General features: G+C 46.0%; 15 protein-coding genes and 1 pseudogene. 9 read left to right on the top strand and 7 right to left on the bottom strand.

From position 1 onward, the window contains the following. Positions 1 to 243, top strand: a pseudogene (locus H6F74_RS21090) (photosystem II q(b) protein); the annotation flags it as partial. 137 nt (positions 244 to 380) lie between these two features. On the opposite strand, the gene H6F74_RS21085 reads toward H6F74_RS21090, so the two are convergent. Continuing rightward, positions 381 to 2,264, bottom strand: a complete 1,884-nt coding sequence (locus H6F74_RS21085) for a tetratricopeptide repeat protein (protein WP_190444151.1) — start codon at positions 2,262 to 2,264, stop codon at positions 381 to 383. A 115-nt stretch (positions 2,265 to 2,379) separates the two neighbouring features. Here H6F74_RS21085 and H6F74_RS21080 point away from each other — a divergent pair, with 115 nt between their 5' ends. The 6 genes from H6F74_RS21080 (at position 2,380) to H6F74_RS21055 (ending at position 10,413) form a co-directional block, all read left to right on the top strand. Then, on the top strand, positions 2,380 to 3,258 hold the full coding sequence (locus H6F74_RS21080) for an alpha/beta hydrolase (protein ID WP_190444150.1): 879 nt from the start codon (positions 2,380 to 2,382) through the stop codon (positions 3,256 to 3,258). Between the two features lie 36 nt (positions 3,259 to 3,294). Further along, positions 3,295 to 4,113, top strand: a complete 819-nt coding sequence (locus tag H6F74_RS21075) for a rhodanese-like domain-containing protein (protein ID WP_190444149.1) — start codon at positions 3,295 to 3,297, stop codon at positions 4,111 to 4,113. Between the two features lie 449 nt (positions 4,114 to 4,562). Continuing rightward, the gene (locus tag H6F74_RS21070) at positions 4,563 to 6,428 is read left to right on the top strand and encodes an NAD(P)H-quinone oxidoreductase subunit F (protein WP_190444148.1); all 1,866 of its coding nucleotides are present in this window, start codon (positions 4,563 to 4,565) and stop codon (positions 6,426 to 6,428) included. Between the two features lie 124 nt (positions 6,429 to 6,552). After that, complete coding sequence (locus H6F74_RS21065) at positions 6,553 to 8,046, top strand: NADH-quinone oxidoreductase subunit M (protein ID WP_190444147.1); 1,494 nt, start codon at positions 6,553 to 6,555, stop codon at positions 8,044 to 8,046. A 364-nt stretch (positions 8,047 to 8,410) separates the two neighbouring features. Then, on the top strand, positions 8,411 to 9,031 hold the full coding sequence (locus H6F74_RS21060) for a CDP-alcohol phosphatidyltransferase family protein (RefSeq protein WP_199301477.1): 621 nt from the start codon (positions 8,411 to 8,413) through the stop codon (positions 9,029 to 9,031). A gap of 77 nt (positions 9,032 to 9,108) precedes the next feature. Next, on the top strand, positions 9,109 to 10,413 hold the full coding sequence (locus tag H6F74_RS21055) for a CO2 hydration protein (RefSeq protein ID WP_190444146.1): 1,305 nt from the start codon (positions 9,109 to 9,111) through the stop codon (positions 10,411 to 10,413). A gap of 169 nt (positions 10,414 to 10,582) precedes the next feature. Here H6F74_RS21055 and H6F74_RS21050 read toward each other — a convergent pair whose 3' ends face one another. Next, on the bottom strand, positions 10,583 to 11,689 hold the full coding sequence (locus H6F74_RS21050) for a serine/threonine-protein kinase (protein WP_190444145.1): 1,107 nt from the start codon (positions 11,687 to 11,689) through the stop codon (positions 10,583 to 10,585). Positions 11,690 to 11,910: 221 nt separating this feature from the next. Here H6F74_RS21050 and H6F74_RS21045 point away from each other — a divergent pair, with 221 nt between their 5' ends. Beyond that, entirely contained in the window at positions 11,911 to 12,660 is a 750-nt protein-coding gene (locus H6F74_RS21045; protein ID WP_190444144.1) for a DUF561 domain-containing protein, read from the top strand. Between the two features lie 63 nt (positions 12,661 to 12,723). Here H6F74_RS21045 and H6F74_RS21040 read toward each other — a convergent pair whose 3' ends face one another. Further along, positions 12,724 to 13,860, bottom strand: coding sequence for an aminotransferase class I/II-fold pyridoxal phosphate-dependent enzyme (locus tag H6F74_RS21040; protein WP_190444143.1), 1,137 nt, complete (start codon positions 13,858 to 13,860; stop codon positions 12,724 to 12,726). Between the two features lie 297 nt (positions 13,861 to 14,157). After that, a complete protein-coding gene (locus H6F74_RS30630; RefSeq protein WP_277875834.1) occupies positions 14,158 to 14,286 on the bottom strand; it encodes a hypothetical protein in 129 nt (42 codons plus the stop codon). Positions 14,287 to 14,292: 6 nt separating this feature from the next. Here H6F74_RS30630 and fetB point away from each other — a divergent pair, with 6 nt between their 5' ends. Then, positions 14,293 to 15,066: an iron export ABC transporter permease subunit FetB gene (gene fetB / locus H6F74_RS21035; RefSeq protein WP_190444142.1), complete on the top strand. Its 774-nt coding sequence runs from the start codon at positions 14,293 to 14,295 to the stop codon at positions 15,064 to 15,066. A 3-nt stretch (positions 15,067 to 15,069) separates the two neighbouring features. On the opposite strand, the gene H6F74_RS21030 is transcribed toward fetB, so the two are convergent. From H6F74_RS21030 to H6F74_RS30625, 3 genes are all read right to left on the bottom strand, one after another. Next, positions 15,070 to 15,306 (bottom strand): DUF4351 domain-containing protein, encoded by a 237-nt coding sequence (locus tag H6F74_RS21030; protein ID WP_190444141.1) that lies wholly within the window; start codon positions 15,304 to 15,306, stop codon positions 15,070 to 15,072. 18 nt (positions 15,307 to 15,324) lie between these two features. Beyond that, positions 15,325 to 16,167 (bottom strand): DUF4351 domain-containing protein, encoded by an 843-nt coding sequence (locus H6F74_RS21025; protein ID WP_190444140.1) that lies wholly within the window; start codon positions 16,165 to 16,167, stop codon positions 15,325 to 15,327. 80 nt (positions 16,168 to 16,247) lie between these two features. Beyond that, the gene (locus H6F74_RS30625) at positions 16,248 to 16,373 is read right to left on the bottom strand and encodes a hypothetical protein (RefSeq protein WP_277875833.1); all 126 of its coding nucleotides are present in this window, start codon (positions 16,371 to 16,373) and stop codon (positions 16,248 to 16,250) included. Positions 16,374 to 16,727: the final 354 nt, after the last annotated feature.

Genomic DNA, 16,727 nt, shown 5'->3' with positions numbered 1-16,727 from the left:
ATCGGCATCTGGTTCACCTCTTTAGGGATCAGCACGATGGCATTCAACCTGAACGGATTCAACTTCAACCAGTCAGTGATTGATAGCCAAGGTCGTGTAATCAACACCTGGGCAGATGTAATCAACCGCGCCAACCTGGGTATGGAAGTAATGCACGAGCGTAACGCTCACAACTTCCCTCTCGACTTGGCAGCAGGTGAGTCCACTCCTGTTGCTCTGGTTGCTCCTAGCATCAATGGTTAATCGCTAGTTTTTCTAGCTAAAAAAGCGCCCCTCTTGGAGCGCTTTTTTTTGGGAACGTCTGTTAAGAGGATCTGGAGCTTTCCACTGGAGGCAGGAGCCTCTTAGTATTTCAAGGCTCCCGCCTGGAAGGGACGGCACTACATCGACCGCTTGTATTGTTCCAGCAGTTCCGGGATGTAGTCAAATCCATCCACCCCAATAGCAGGAACCAGTAAAGAGCGATGTTCTTGAATTACTTTTATAAAGGCTTCGGCTCCTAACTGACCTTGTAAAATTGTTAGCAATCCCGCCGATTGTCGCCACTGATTAGAGGAAATTCTTTCTAAGTAATACATACCTAAACTGGCGGCGAAGATGGCTTTTTTGAAATTTTTTATTCCATAGTAAGCTTCCGCTATATATGCTAAGTTGATTCCTTGTAGGTATAAATCCCCGGAAATCATGGCAGCTTCTAAACCTTTTTCCAGGTTTTTCAGGGCTTCTTCGGGTTGTTCAACTACTAACAGAGCAATACCAAGACTGCTGTAACAAAGGGCTTGACTTTGGCGATCGCCTAATCTTTCCGACAACTGCAACCCTTGTTGCAAGTAGTTGATTGCTGACTCATAAGTTTCTGGCTCTACCCGTTCCATTTGTTGAGCTTGGAAAACTTCGCTATAACCGAGATTAGCTAAAGCGTTGGCTTCTCCCAACCTGTCACCATTTTGACGCGATAGAATTAATGCTCTTTGACTATAGCTAATTGCCTCGCCATAATTTTTTTGAGCTACGCAGGTGCGACTGAGGTGGTTGAGATTGGCAATTTCACAGGCGCGATCGCTTGCATCTCTTGCTATCTCTACAGCTTGTTGATGCAATACAATTGCATCATCGTAGCGACCTTGCGCCCGTAGAGAATAACCCATTAATGTCAAAATTCGCGCTTTTTCCTGAGTTCCGGCTACTTGTCGCAGTGGTGCATCTAGATAGTTTAGGGTAGAGCGCAGATAGTTACCAGAAAACGAGGCGAAAATTCCACCGTAAAGGGGAAAGTATTCTCTTTGGGAAAAGGTGCGAAAAATTTGTAGGGTAATTTGAAAACAACCCATGACTAAGGATTCCCGTGAAGTTGAATTCAGACTCGTCGCTTGATTCAAGCCATTAGCGATCGCAGACCAAATTACCGCAAAAGTCAGAAATATAGAAATCGACAGCTTTGCTCCTACTTTGGAGTCGTAAATCAGCTTATCAGACCAGTTCACTAAACCCCTTTGTAAGAAAGGCAAAACCACCGCTAACTCAACTAAGGAACTCACATTTGGCGGTTGTTTTGCGGCAAATTCTGCCACAGATTGATCTAAGGAAAGAGTCTGAAAAAGTGCTTGCGGGTACGGGCTATTTACTTGCTTTGCCCATACCGCCCAAGGCCCATTTTGTTCGGGTGCGCCCTCAAACCCTAACGGCCCCCGGCTTTGGTCGTAAATCCAGCTTACGAGGTGTCCTTCCAATCGCTGCCAAGATTCCAAACCGCGAGTGATGCCTTGGGCGATTTGCTGCACTTCCTGGTAAAGTTCAGGATTGGTGGTTTCCTGTATTTGTTGCTGAAGCAATGATGCTATCTGCTGAAGCTGAGCTAAACTCAAGACTTGCTTTTGGTTGGGATCTATTACCTGCAAAAAAGCTGCCAAGCGATCGCCAGTTTGGGCTTTAACAATTTGTTGTACTGCGATCGCGATCGCATCCGCTGCCCGATTTTGTGACTGCGCTCGTTCCCATTCCCCCTTGACCGTCTGAATCGCCCTCAGGCTACGAGTAGCCTTTGCCAGCTTCATTTCATCTTTTAGAGTATCTACCTGTTCCTGGGCGGTGCTAAGACTTTCGCTCAAAGCTCGTTCAAAAATTTCGCCGGTTCCCAGACTTACTTCTTTAAGGAGCATTTTATAAACCTGCTCTTTAGAGCGGATCTGCCCTTTGAGAGTGGTTTGAACAATTTTATCGATTAATTGTAGGTAGCGATCGCGCAAAGATAAAGAGTCTGACATGGGGAGAAGGGTGTGAGGGGGAGAGGAGCAGGAGGACAGACAATGACATATTTTGCAGTGTACTGAATAATTCAGTTAGTTCGCATCTTCAATTCCCCATTCCCCATTCCCGCCTATGTTCCCCAATTTTCTACCATCCCAAGTTGAGCAGTTGCAGGAGTCTGAGTCAATTGCTCTAGCTCAAAGCATCCAGAGAACTGCAATTAAAACACCCCTTTCACCGCAGCAGATTGCTACAGCTTACGTTCATCAGGGTAGCGGTGGCACTCCGATTTTGTTGCTTCCAGGTTTTGATAGTTCCGTACTAGAATTTCGCCGCCTATTTCCACTACTCGCCGCCGAAAATGAAACGTGGGCGGTTGATTTGTTGGGGTTTGGCTTTACGGAACGGGTGCAGGGAATTTCTTATAACCCCGCCGCTATCAAAACTCATCTCTACTACTTTTGGAATCTGATCAAAGAGCCAATGATATTAGTAGGGGCTTCGATGGGAGGTGCAGCAGCAATTGACTTTACTCTAACTTACCCCCACGCTGTTAAAAAGCTGGTTCTGATTAACAGTGTGGGTTTCAGCGGTAGTTTTCCTCTAGGCGCTTTGCTTTTTCCTCCTTTTGACTTTCTGGCAGTAGAATATTGGCGACAGCGCAAAGTGCAGGCGTTGTTATGGGGAAGTCATTTTGGCAACTTGAAACCAAACGAAATTGAAGCAATAAAATGTGCGATGCTGCACATGGAAATGTTTGGTTGGCACGAAGCCACAAGCAGTTTTACTAAAAGTGGTGGTTATTGGGATTTGGCAGATAAAATTCCCCGCATTGACAAGCCAACACTGATTTTGTGGGGCGAGTCTGATGATATGTTAGGAACTGCTGATGCTCAAAGGTTTAAGAATGCGATCGCTAACTCTCAACTAATCTGGATCGCAAATTGCGGACACGTTCCTCAATTGGAGCAGCCTCAGATTACAGCAAAATATATTTTAGCTTTTCGCTGATTTTTTTTAAGGCAAAGGTTAGCCCAGAGGTATTTTATGACTTTTGAGTGGGTGCTTAGTGCAGAAAAAGCTAAAAAGCTGATTTTAGAAGATACTACTATTTTGGATGTTCGCAATCAAGTTGCATATTTATTTGGGCATATAGCGGGGGCTGTTCATGTTACTTGGCAGCAATTTTCGCAACCCAAATTACCCGATAAGGGAAAACTAATTGATGATATAAATGTTCTGGAACACCAACTCCGCGCTCTAGGTATTTTTAATCATAAACCTGTCGTTGTAGTTGGCAATCCAGCTCACAATTTTGGTGAAGAAGGCCGCATTGTTTGGATGTTACGCACTCTGGGACATTCTCAAGTCGCTTTTGTGGATGGTGGATATTCAGCACTTGTGAAGGCGGGCGTTCCGACTACTTGGGGATTTAGTCCCCATCAAGATGGGGATTTTGTTGTACAGCGAACAGGATTGTGGGAAATTCACCGCGATGAAATTAAAGCCAGTCTTTCCCAGCAAAATTTTATAATAATTGATACCCGTGAACTACGAGAATATGCAGGCTCTACCCCTTACGGGGAACAGCGGGGAGGACATATTCCTGGTGCTGTGCATTTTTATTTTAAAGATTTGTTAGATAAAGATGGGAATTTACTCCGTCGCGACCAAATTATGGATAAGTTAGAAAATTTAGGAATTGAAAGCAGTCATCCCATTGCTGCTTATTGCACAGGCGGTATTCGTTCGGCTTTTTTTGTCGCGGTACTCGCTGATTTAGGCTTTACAAATGTGAAAAATTATGCTGGCTCAATGTGGGAATGGTCAGCAACAAGCGCCACTAATTATCCATTAGAGAAGTAGAGGCGAACCCCATGCCGTTACCATTAAGAATAATTGTAGGTAGGCTGCGTGGGAAAGCGAAGCCCAACCTCTGCTTTTGGGCGTTGGTTACGGAAGCCTTAACCCAAGCTCCGTAGTATTAATCCCCCCTACCCGGATCATTTTCAAAATCAATAAATCTTCATATATAGAGATTAATCTATGGTTATTATAGAAATAATTGATTTACACTGATTTATGGACTCAACAACCCAACCAAGTAGCGGAGTTATATAAGTTTCAGTTAGAGGTTTTATCGCTTAATTTTCTAATTCAGCAGTTCCCTTTTGACTGGTAAAAGATTAAGCTAAACAAAACCATTAAAAAATAATGAATTTGCGATCGCTCCAATCCCTCAAGTAGCGGGGAAGTATTGGGGTCATTTTTCAGCGTCCCTGACTTTGCGGCAATTTTACAGGTAGTTAGTTCCAATGGTTCAGTTCCTCGTCGATACCATTTGGTTAGTCCCTTGCTATGCCTTAATCGGTGCCATTTCATCAGTGTTTTGGTCGCCCGGTATAATCCGTAGCACAGGGCCACGGCCAGCTGGTTACATTAACTTATTGATGACTTTGTTGGCATTTATTCATGGATTGCTTACTCTGCAAGCAATCTGGAATCAGCCAGTACAAGAGATATCATTTACGTGGCTCAATGCAGCTGGTTTAAATTTAACCTGTCCCATCGAAATCTCACTGATTAATATCGGAGCAATAGTTCTGGTAACTGGGTTGAACGTGCTAGCGCAGATATACGCTATCGGTTACATGGAGATGGATTGGGGTTGGGCGCGTTTTTATGCCTTGCTGGGACTGTTTGAGGCAGGAATGTGCGCTTTAGCCTTGTGCAACTCCTTATTCTTTAGCTATGTGATTCTGGAAATCCTCACACTGGGTACTTATCTATTAGTTGGGCTTTGGTTTAGTCAGTCGTTGGTGGTGACAAGTGCTAGAGATGCTTTCCTAACTAAGCGGGTGGGAGACTTACTGCTGCTGATGGGGGTGATTGCATTGTTACCCTTGGCCGGAACTTGGGATTATTCTGAACTAGCAGAGTGGGCAAAGACTGCGAATTTAGACCCAAAAGTTGCCGCTTTACTAGGTTTAGCTTTAATTGCCGGCCCGATGGGCAAATGCGCTCAATTTCCCCTGCATTTGTGGCTGGATGAGGCGATGGAAGGCCCTATTCCCAGCACAATTTTACGGAACTCGGTAGTGGTAGCGACTGGTGCTTGGGTGTTGATTAAGATACAACCAGTATTAGCGCTGTCGCCTCTGGTCTTGTCGGCGACAGTGCTGATTGGTGCGGTGACGGCGGTAGGTGCTTCGGCAATTGCGATCGCGCAAATTGACATCAAACGAGCCTTATCCTATTCTGTCAGTGCATACATGGGATTGGTGTTTATCGCCGTAGGTAGCGGACAAGAGAATGCCGCGTTATTGTTGGTCTTGACTCATGCTGTGGCAATGGCACTTTTAGTAATGTGCGTCGGCGCGATAATTTGGAACAATGTCACCCAAGATTTAACCCAACTCGGCGGTTTGTGGTCGCGTCGTCCCATTTCCGGTTTAGCCTTTATAGTCGGTACGCTGGGATTAATCGCATTTCCGCCCCTTGGCAGTTTTTGGGCGTTGGTGGAATTAGCAGATGGTTTGTGGGCGACTCAACCTTGGCTAGTCGGGTTAGTGGTCTTAGTTAATGCTTTAACAGCCTTCAGCTTAACCAGAGTATTTGGGCTAATTTTTGGCGGTAAACCAAATAAGATGACAGTGCGATCGCCTGAAGCATTTTGGCCTATAACTTTCCCTATGATAGTTTTGCTAGCCTTTACCCTCCACCTGCCCTTAGTCTTGCAAAGCTTGTCATTACTTCCAACTTGGGCAACCTTAAATAAAGATGTCGCCCTCATGCTGATTTGGTCTAGCATCTTTGGTAGCAGTATCAGCGGTGTCATTTACCTGGGTGGAATGTGGCAAAAACCCGTTCAACTTCCCTGGAAACCCCTACAAGACCTTTTCGCATACGACTTTTATACAGCCAAAATTTACCGCGTGAGTATTGTATTCGGAGTTGACCTGGTTTCCCGTATCATCGACATCGTTGACCGCTACTTAGTTGATGGCGTAGTTAACCTTGTCGGCTTTGCTTCCATTTTCGGTGGCGAAAGCTTGAAATACAGCACCTCGGGACGCTCCCAATCCTACGCGCTGACTATCCTACTGGGAATAGTTCTGATGGGAATGCTGTTATCTTGGCCTTTCCTATCTCATCTTTCCCTCGTCTTCGCCAATACATAATCTCTTCCAGGCTGAACCTGGGAATACCTACAGGAGGCGGTCGCCTCCTGTAATCAAGACACCTCTAAAATTGCGTCCCCAAGCGGTCGCCAGGGAACGAGAAACTAACAACTAAGAATTAACTATGCTCAGCAGTTTAATTTGGGTGCCATTTTTAGGTGCCGCCATTGTTGGATTTTTGCCTAACTTATCTGCTAATCGCGCCCGTCTGCTGGCTTTGAGTATTGCCAGTGGTGTTATAGTCTGGACACTTTTTCTGCTCACTCAATTCAACATTAGTAATGCAGGTTTCCAGTTCTCTGAGTTCATACCCTGGATTGATACTCTAGGCTTGAATTACAGCCTCGGCGTTGATGGTTTATCTGTACCGCTACTGGCGTTAAATAGTCTGCTGACGTGGATTGTTATTTACAGTACCTCAGAGCAGATTACTCGCCCCCGCCTTTATTACTCTTTAATTTTGCTGGTAAGTGCGGGAATTGCCGGAGCCTTCCTCTCCCAGAACTTGATGCTATTCGTCTTGTTCTACGAGTTGGAACTTATCCCCCTGTACCTGTTAATTGCCATCTGGGGAGGAACCCAAAAACGCGGCTATGCAGCGATGAAGTTCCTTATCTACACCGCTGTTTCCGGAATTTTGATTTTGGCGGCCTTCTTAGGTGTAACGTGGCTAGGTAACGCTCCCAACTTTGATTACAATCCTCTAGTTACCCAAGGTTTATCCTTAAATACCCAGCTGATTCTACTGACAATGCTCTTAGTAGGTTTCGGCATCAAAATCCCCTTAGTGCCTCTGCATACTTGGTTGCCAGATGCCTACGTTGAAGCTTCCCCACCCATAGCGATTCTTTTAGGAGGCGTACTGGCAAAATTGGGAACTTACGGTTTAGTGCGATTTGGTTTGGGGATGTTTCCCGAAGCTTGGGTAACTGTAGCGCCTGGTTTAGCGATTATCGGAGCATTTAGTGCAGCTTATGGAGCGCTGAGTGCGATCGCGCAAAAAGATATCAAACGTATGGTAGCCTATAGTTCCATCGGACATATGGGCTACATCCTCTTAGCCGCCGCCGCCGCTACACCTCTCTCGCTACTCGGTGCTGTCTTACAAATGTTTAGCCACGGCTTAATCTTAGCAATCCTCTTTCACCTAGTCGGCATCGTCGAAACCAAAGTCGGCACCCGCGATTTAGATGTCCTCAATGGCTTGCTGAGTCCCCAAAGAGGTTTACCTTTCACAACTGGTTTGCTAGTGTTGGGCGGAATGGCAAGTGCTGGTATCCCCGGTTTAGTAGGATTCATCGCTGAATTTTTGGTACTTCAGGGCAGTTTCTCGGCTTTCCCCATCCCTACCCTAGTTTGTGTCCTCTGTAGCGGCTTAACAGCAGTTTACTTTGTGATTCTGCTCAATCGCACCTGTTTCGGCAAACTAGACAACACCACCGCATACTATCCAAAAGTGCAATGGGTAGAACGCACGCCAGCGTTAGTATTAGCAGCCCTGATTTTCTTTTTGGGATTGCAACCCACTTGGCTAGTACGCTTAAGTGAAACCACAACAACTGCAATGGGTGCCACAATTACCACTACTAGCAACGTGCAAGTAGCTGCCAAAAATTAAACCCAAGCTAGGCAATACCTACCCCAATACGGTTCGGTTGAAAATAGTTGTAGTTGTAGTTGATGTCTGAGAAGTGTCAAAAGTTACTTTAGATCCCCCCCAGCCCCCTTTAAAAGGGGGGAGAATCTTCTCAAAGTCCCCCTTTTAAAGGGGGATTTAGGGGGATATCTACCGTTTAAGCGTCTCGATTATGACTTTTCAGACATCCTCTAACAAATCCATAAGTTGTGTTGGGTTTCATTCCTCAAATAAACCAACTTCTTCTTATCTTCCCTTCCCGTTCTTTGCGTCTAAAGCGCTAACGCGCATGGCTAAAGCGCTAACGCGCATGGCTTCGCTAACGCTAATGCGGTTCATTTCTCTTATGACACCTTCGCCCCAATTACAACAAAACAATAACCGGTTTTTTGAATCTATTCCTGGGGTACTTGTAGCCTTTCGGGCTATTATTGCTCCCTTCCTCTTATGGGATGCAATTGATGGCAAAACAAGCATTTGGTTTATTGTCGGTTTTGTGGCAGCATTTCTATCAGATATTTTCGATGGCATCATTGCTAGAAAATTAGGTGTCAGCGATGCTAAACTACGTCAAGCTGATGGTTGGGCTGATAATTGTCTTTACGGCTCTATAGTTGCTAGTGCGTGGTTAGTCCGCCCCGATATTTTCATTAACTTTCGTGTCCCGTTGTTGATGGTGCTTATTGCCCAGTTAACCTGGTGGTTGGTTAATTTGGTGAAGTATGGAAAACCCGCCAGCTATCACACTTATTCAGCCAAGTTTTGGGGAATAACTCTTTTCATTGCTACAGTGGCGCTGTTTGGTTTTGATTACGCAGGAATTACTTTATGGCTGACTTGTATTGTTGGCACGATTCACAGTGTAGAAGAAATTGTCATGACGCTGATACTGCCAACGTGGACGCATGATGTTTTGAGTATTTTTCACGCGATTGACTTACGCCAAAAGTTGACAAGTGAGGATTAATTAACCGCAGAGTCAAGAAAAGTAGTTTTTCAAAGAATTATCGGATAAATACGGCAATTTATTTAAAGGAACTGAAAATGGTACAAACTCCTCCTAAACCCACAACAAAGTTACCTCCTTCGCGGCATGAATTTGCGCCTATAATTCATCGTCTGGAAGCTGGCGGTGCCATGCTACCTGATACGCCGGAAAATTTGATGCAAATCATCGGCATTTATAAGGCTTATGCTGTGCCGATGGATTTCTATTGGCGGGACTTACTTTATATTGCTGAAAGGGTGTTTTTAGAGCCATTTCCTTTCTTTAAATACTTTATCCCAAAAGAGTATTTAGAACTGCATAATCACTATGCTGGAGATGATGCGGATTTGCGGATATGGCGCGGTGAAGCTACTGCCCATCCGGAACTTTTGGAGTTTATCGAAAAAGGTGAACTCAATAAAAAAATGCCTAAGTTGTTTCACCACTTATGGCACGACAGAGTAAACATGGAGTTTGCCGAAGCTTGTATGCAAGCTATGCTTTGGCACGGTAGAGATATGGGTTGGGGACAATTTGATGCCTACCTGGACTCTGAAGAATACAAAGCAAATGCTGATAGGGCAATTAAGGCTTATTTCCAGGGTAATCCGGCAATGTTGGGACTTTATAAGCTGTTTCCAGATATGTTCTTGGAACAGGTGCGGCAAATGTCCTATTACAGTAATCTAGGCTTGTTCTGGGAAGTGATGGCTCCGGTTTTCTTTGAAATGTCCGATATCTATGATGAAGGCGGATTTAAAGGTGTACCGGATGCGATGAATTTTCTGGTGAATGGTATCTTTGCCATAGCAGGTCGTCCCATCTACCACCACGTTTATATTCGTGGACAAAAGTACGAAATTATCCCAAAATCGAAGGGTTTTATGTGGTTATATGAAGCAGCGTTACCTTATGTAGAAGCTGTTTTTTATCGCACCGCACCTTTCCGGGGTACGAAGTCTTACAATGCTCAAGCTAAGCAAGTACCTGACGAGCAAAAAGACTTCCACTACGGGATTCTTTATGCTGATGTATTTCCCGTAGGTACAGCTGGCATTCCACCAACATTGTTAATGCAGGATATGCTGCATTTTCTCCCTGACTATCTCAAGGATTACTATCGTCAACACTGTCGCGGTGAAGATGATATGTTAATCCAGCTTGGTATCACTTTTCAACGTTCAATGTACTGCGTTACTTCTGCTGTAATTCAAGCGTTGCGAACTGCACTTCTATATCCTTTAGACGACCCAAATCCAAAGCATCTGCAAGCAAATCGAGCTTTCTTTGAAAGTCAATTGGATCGTTTTAAGCGTCCTGAAGCACGTTTGCGAGATATTCAAAGCCAGGATTATAGATAGGATATCCCCCAACCCTATAAATTGGGTTTCCTGTCCGGTTAATTAGCCCACAAATCCCTGGAATCAGGAACCCCACCAAAGCCTGTGGCTTTGGTGGGGTTCTCTTCTTATGAGCAAGCCCGACACGATATCATTTTCCAAGGGTGGAGAATGCCAGTCCTACGCAGCTTTAACGAGAATTACCAGAACTGCTGAGTATACCGCGATCGCTTCTTCTTTGGTGCCTTTGTTTTGCCTGCAATCTCGCTTTCCAGTCTCGCAGCGCGATCGCAGTTCGGGCGGTGGGAGGAATATAATCTGGTGGACTCGCTTCCGGTTGATTCTCAACTGGGCTTTTTTCTGGACGGCGCACAGTTGTCATAAACTGCGATAAATTGTCTTGCGATTCCCAACCAAATGCCAGCATAATCGCTCCAGCAGACTGAAAGCGCTCTTTTAGAGAGATTTTCAGCATTCTGTTGAGAATTCGGGCAAACTCTTGCGAGACTACCACTGTATTCTGCCACTGAATCTCACCTGTGGCGCGATCGCTTTCAAACTCCAACGGCGCTTTGCCAGTCAACAAGTAAAGGCAGGTTATGCCCAGTGCGTATATATCGCTGGCATAAACTGGTCGCAGAGAAAATTGTTCCGGTGGCGCAAACCCAACTGTCCCGATGAACTGGGTAGTTGACCCTTTCACACCAGATTGCCCTAACTGGGAAATTTCCTCTTTGACAGCCCCAAAGTCAATCAACACCAGCCTACCATCGTCCTGACAGCGGATGATGTTCTGGGGCTTAATATCGCGATGAATTACGTTATTGCGGTGGATGTACTGCAACAATGGCAAAATTTGACGGAGGAATTGTTTCACCCCCTCTTCAGATATCGAACCACCGCGCCTCACCAGTCTAGCCAGGGTATGACCTCGGATATATTCCTGAACTAGATAAAATTCTCCCCCTTCTACAAAATAGTCTAGTAGCATGGGAACCTGAGAATGGCTTCCCAGTTTGCTGAGAGTTTTCGCCTCTTGCTCAAAGCGTTTTTGCGCCGTTTTTAAGCCAGCCGGATCGCTAAACTTCGGACACAGCTGCTTGATCACGCACAACGGCTGTCCAGGGAGTGTTGCATCCCTCGCTAAAAAGGTGACACCAAAGCCACCTCTACCCAGCATCCGCAAAATCTCGTAGCGATCGCGAAACCTCTGTTCCGAACCGCACAGCTGACCCAGTTCAGTCTGTGCCAGAACATCGGAGTGAAAAGTTGACAAATTCGTGGGAGGGAAATTCATGGCTCGTCACTGGCTGGAGGAGGGTAGTATCTGCACTATGCTCCTAGTCTAGATCCCGGTTTTGGGAAAAAGCTCTCTTAGCGCTTTGTTGTTTGATGGTATTGCCACACCTTGCAGATGCACAACCATCGGAGGAAGTACCCAATCAGTTTAAAAGTAGAGACCATATCGATCTGGTCTGTACAATGAATTATGAAAAATTAGCGAGCCAAATAGGGCTTATGACCATGAATACTACTCTACACCGTGCTTTTGAGCAAGGCAATGTCTTAAAAATTATCACTGGCTTGAATAACTTTGATTTCTCTTCTGTTGCTGCTACCGTCAAGGCTGCAACTTTGGGCGGCGCTACCTTCTTGGATATTGCTGCTGACCCCGACTTGGTGCGGATGGTTCGGGAATTGACAGATTTGCCAATTTGTGTGTCTGCGGTAGAACCGGAGCTGTTTGTGAAAGCTGTTGCAGCAGGAGCTGACTTGATTGAAATCGGCAACTTTGATAGTTTTTATGCTCAGGGACGGCGGTTTGAAGCCCCGGAAGTGATGGCGTTGACACAAAAGACGCGATCGCTCCTGCCGGAAATTACCCTGTCTGTCACCGTTCCCCACATTCTAGAGCTAGACCAGCAAGTGCAGTTGGCAGAAGCGTTAGTAAAAGCTGGTGCTGACATTATCCAAACTGAAGGAGGCACCAGCAGCAGCCCCACCCACGCCGGAACACTGGGATTGATTGAAAAAGCCGCTCCCACCTTAGCAGCAGCTTACGAAATTTCCCGTGCTGTCTCCGTGCCAGTTTTGTGCGCTTCGGGCATCTCCAACGTTACAGCACCGATGGCGATCGCTGCTGGTGCTGCTGGTGTCGGTGTCGGAAGCGCTATCAACCAGCTGAATAGCGAAGTGGCAATGGTGGCAGCTGTTCGCAGCTTGGTGGAAGCCTTAAGCCAAGTCAGCCGTCAGCAAGTTCGGGCATAAAATAGGGACTGGGGACTGGGGACTGGGTACTTGGGCAGTATTTTTCCTAGTCCCTAGTTCCTATTAGCCATTAGCCATTAGCAAACAGTCCTTCAAACCATAGACCACTTGCTCTTGCTCCTCTGGGGACAGTTCTGGGAAAATCGGCAAAGATAAAACTTCGTGGCAGACTTTCTCAGTAACAGGGAAATCCCCAGCTTGGTAGCCCAAATCCTTGTAAACAGGCTGCAAGTGCAAAGGCAACGGGTAGTAAACCATCGAACTAATACCCCTAGCGCCTAGCTGAGTGCGAACATTATCCCGGAAAGCGCTGTTGCTATCTTGGGTAAGCCGAATCGTGTATTGATTCCAGACACTGCGCCCCCCTGCTATTTCTTGCGGTTTCACCACCCCAGGGACAGGCTCCAGCAATTGATGGTAACGTTCAGCAACCGAACGGCGCAAGTCATTCCAGGTATCTAGATGACGCAACTTGATTTGCAAAATAGCCGCTTGTATGGTGTCCAAGCGACTATTAATGCCAGTTTCTTCGTGGTAGTAGCGATCGCGCATCCCGTGTTCTCGCAGCATTTGGATAGCGGAAGCGATCGCCGGATCGTTAGTCGTCACCGCACCGCCATCACCAAAAGCACCCAAATTCTTTGTGGGAAAGAAACTAAAGCAACCAATATGACCGATGCTGCCGATTTTAGCGTCTGCCCATTCCGCACCTGTGGCTTGGGCGCAGTCTTCAATCACAGCCAGATTGTGAGACTCAGCTATCCTCATAACTGCGGTCATATCCACAGGTTGCCCAAATAGGTGAACTGGAATAATAGCGCGCGTTTTATCCGTAATCGCCTTTTCTAGCTGCAAGACATCAAAATTAAACGTCTCGGCATCAATATCAACAAAAACGGGCTTGGCTCCCACCACACTAATTACCTCAGCGGTGGCAATAAAGGTGAATGGTGTCGTAATCACCTCATCTCCAGAACCAATCTGCAAAGCCCGTAGAGCTAGATAGAGGGCATCTGTGCCAGAATTACACGCCACACACTCAGAAACGCCCACGTAAGCTGCAAACTGTTGCTCAAAGCCTTGAACCAGAGAACCGCCAATGTAACGGCCAGAAGCCAAAACATCAAGAACAGCTGCACTCACCTCTTCACTGATGTTTTTGTACTGCCGAGACAAGTCTAGGGGGGGAATGTTACTCACTCGTTTACACCACAAATTTTTATATACATAGAACCAAATTTTGTTCAGAAAGGGAATCCGCACCTTACCCCATTTTGAATTTGGGATTTTTGATTTTGGATTGTGAAACCTTTAGCTATAGACTGTTTCAACAATTCCAGGGTTGCCACAACACGCACAAAATGAATGGTCTTACCATCCCACATCATTTCAGAATGCTGAAGCTGTAAAATTGTTTCGCAGAGGGGTTGGGGGTTGGGGACTAGGGACTAGGGGCTGGGGGCTAGGGACTAGGGACTAGGGACTAGGGGCTGGGGGCTAGGGACTAGGGACTAGGTAAGACTTTTTTCCAATCCCCACCCAATCCCCAATCCCCAATCCCCAATCCCCAATCCCCAATCCCCAATCCCCAATCCCCAATCCCCAATCCCCAATCCCTAATCCCAATGAACCGTGGATTCTTTAATTACACTTGACATTACCGACCTTGCTTGGGCATTAGGCATGATGGCAATTGCCATCGGTTTATCCAGTTGGCAAAAACTGGGATTAGAAGGGCAACTTGCGATCGCAACTGGTCGTACAATTATCCAACTTTTGGGTGTCGGCTACGTCCTTGCCTTCGTTTTCGCCTGGAAAAATCCAATTGCAGTTCTGGCAATCTTGATGGTAATGCTAAGCATCGCCGCTATTGTCGCCCGTAATCGCATTGGCAAGAAAATTCCCCAAGTTCTACCCGTAGTTTGGGGGTCAATTTTAGCGAGTAGCGCCCTGACTTTGGCTTATACCACGCTGGTGATAATTCAGCCGCCAATTTGGTATGAACCACAGTATTTGATTCCCCTAGCGGGAATTGTACTGGGAAATGCGATGAATGGAGCAGCGATCGCAGGCGAACGTCTTGTTAGCACCGTCAACGCTAGTCGCGCTGAGATTGAAACGCACCTGAGTTTAGGCGCTACACCGCAACAAGCTGTAGCACAATATCGCAAAGATGCCATCAAAGCCGGGTTGATTCCCACACTGAACCAAATGATGGTTGTAGGTGTGGTGACGCTACCAGGAATTATCACAGGTCAGCTATTAAGTGGCGTTGACCCTTTGAATGCTGCATCTTACCAGATATTAATTATGTTTATGCTTGCTTTCACCAACCTGGTGACAACCCTGTTAGTTAGTCAGGGACTTTGCAGCCAGTTTTTCAATACAAATGCCCAATTGAAGTAGGGTTTATTGATGATTCTGCAACCAAGCTACTAAATCTTGTGTTGTGGAGAAATCTAACAAAGCTTCACCGAGTGCTTCCACCTGGACGGTGGAAAGCTGCTGAATTTGCGATCGCAATTGGGGCGGAAGCGTCCCTAGTCGGCGCGTGAGTTGACGCAGAGCTAAGGACACCTCTCCTTGTTGAATTCCTTGCTGCAAACCTTCTTGCAAGATTTCTTGATACAGTGGTGATTCCCGCATAAGATTCTCTGTGCGAAATTATTGATGAGTCTGCAACCAAGCTACTAAATCTTGTGTTGTGGAGAAATCTAGCAAAGCTTCACCGAGTGCTTCCACCTGGACGGTGGAAAGCTGTTGAATTTGTGATCGCAATTGGGGTGGAAGCGTCCCTAGTCGGCGCGTGAGTTGACGCAGAGCTAAGGACACCTCTCCTTGCTGAATTCCTTGCTGAATTCCTTGCTGCACACCTTCTTGCAAGATTTCTTGATACAGTGGTGATTCCCGCATAAGATCCTCTCTGAGAAATTGCCGAATTAAATCTTCTTCAAACTTCAGCCTTGCCAGAACTTCCACACAAGCAGAAATGTTTCGCTGTCGGTCTGGTTCTTCGATCGTATCTACTCTGGCAGCAATTTGCTCTAGTAAGGCTGTCTGTGAGTCTGTCCGAGCTAAAACTGCTAGAGGAAGAAGTCCGGGACTACTCAGTAAACGAGCTGGATCTTGCTCCCATATCCGCAAGACTCGGTAAGAGTGGAAAGTTCGCTCAAAAGCAAACCGCTCAACGAAGACTGCTTCTGAGGAGGTTTCTTTCAAAAAAATCACCACTTGCTCAATTGAACACTCGTACTGACGATGCAGCCTAACCCAATAGTCTAGCATCCGCAAAGGCATAGGTGGTTTGGAAGCAGGCACAGTCTGAAATTCTAGATGCAGAATCTGGTTTCGTTCTGGCAGAAAGTAAAGGGCATCAGAACGGATGGGTTCAAGATTCAGTTCAGTCGGAAGGGGTTGAATTGCGATCGCATCTGTATCGAGTAGCCAGCTTGCAAACGCAACTGGATACTCAACTGCCAGATAGCGACAGATATTATCATAAGCCAATGGGAATACTCACTCCTTACTGTTAACTTGTCGTTTTTAGCCTCTTTCTAGCCAGTTCGAGGATAGCTATTAATCAACGCTCAATCGGGGGAGGTATAAAGTTGTAGTGGAACCCTGGCATTATCGCTAATCGCTTCGAGGGCATCTCCCAGCGTGAGCAGGTGATTGGCAATGGGAGCATCCCGTTGAGTGCAAATATAACCCACAGGCTTTAGTCATCCGGCGTTTTTCCTGTAATACAAAAAGCGTTAACCAGAGAGCGTATCACTTCTTTGAGCTTAAAATAAATTTTCCACACATAAGATTAATTATCGTAATTTGCGCTCTCCTTTTATATTATCTTTATAAACTCTCGTTCTTCCAGTTATTTCTCAGTTTTGACAAACTCATAGAGCAGGGTTAGCGCGTCTCAAACCCTATTGACAAGCGGACTTACCTGAGCGGCAAAGTTGGGTTGAAAGTAGCACTATTCGGGCTAGGGTAAGATTTAATCCATCAAGAGGCAAGGTTCGAGTAATGCCATCAGGATTTGAGAACAAGAAAAGCAAAACCAAAGCATC

Source organism: Trichocoleus sp. FACHB-90 (genome assembly GCF_014695505.1).
Taxonomy (GTDB): domain Bacteria; phylum Cyanobacteriota; class Cyanobacteriia; order Cyanobacteriales; family FACHB-T130; genus Funiculus; species Funiculus sociatus.
The sequence above is the reverse complement of the archived record's forward strand: the minus strand, read 5'-3'. Positions and strand labels throughout refer to the sequence as shown.

Bases quoted from the DNA above. Each gene is read 5' to 3' on its own strand.
- H6F74_RS21085 (WP_190444151.1), bottom strand. From the start codon at position 2,264: ATGTCAGACTCTTTATCTTTGCGCGATCGCTACCTACAATTAATCGAT.
- H6F74_RS21080 (WP_190444150.1), top strand. From the start codon at position 2,380: ATGTTCCCCAATTTTCTACCATCCCAAGTTGAGCAGTTGCAGGAGTCT.
- H6F74_RS21075 (WP_190444149.1), top strand. From the start codon at position 3,295: ATGACTTTTGAGTGGGTGCTTAGTGCAGAAAAAGCTAAAAAGCTGATT.
- H6F74_RS21070 (WP_190444148.1), top strand. From the start codon at position 4,563: ATGGTTCAGTTCCTCGTCGATACCATTTGGTTAGTCCCTTGCTATGCC.
- H6F74_RS21065 (WP_190444147.1), top strand. From the start codon at position 6,553: ATGCTCAGCAGTTTAATTTGGGTGCCATTTTTAGGTGCCGCCATTGTT.
- H6F74_RS21060 (WP_199301477.1), top strand. From the start codon at position 8,411: ATGACACCTTCGCCCCAATTACAACAAAACAATAACCGGTTTTTTGAA.
- H6F74_RS21055 (WP_190444146.1), top strand. From the start codon at position 9,109: ATGGTACAAACTCCTCCTAAACCCACAACAAAGTTACCTCCTTCGCGG.
- H6F74_RS21050 (WP_190444145.1), bottom strand. From the start codon at position 11,689: ATGAATTTCCCTCCCACGAATTTGTCAACTTTTCACTCCGATGTTCTG.
- H6F74_RS21045 (WP_190444144.1), top strand. From the start codon at position 11,911: ATGACCATGAATACTACTCTACACCGTGCTTTTGAGCAAGGCAATGTC.
- H6F74_RS21030 (WP_190444141.1), bottom strand. From the start codon at position 15,306: ATGCGGGAATCACCACTGTATCAAGAAATCTTGCAAGAAGGTTTGCAG.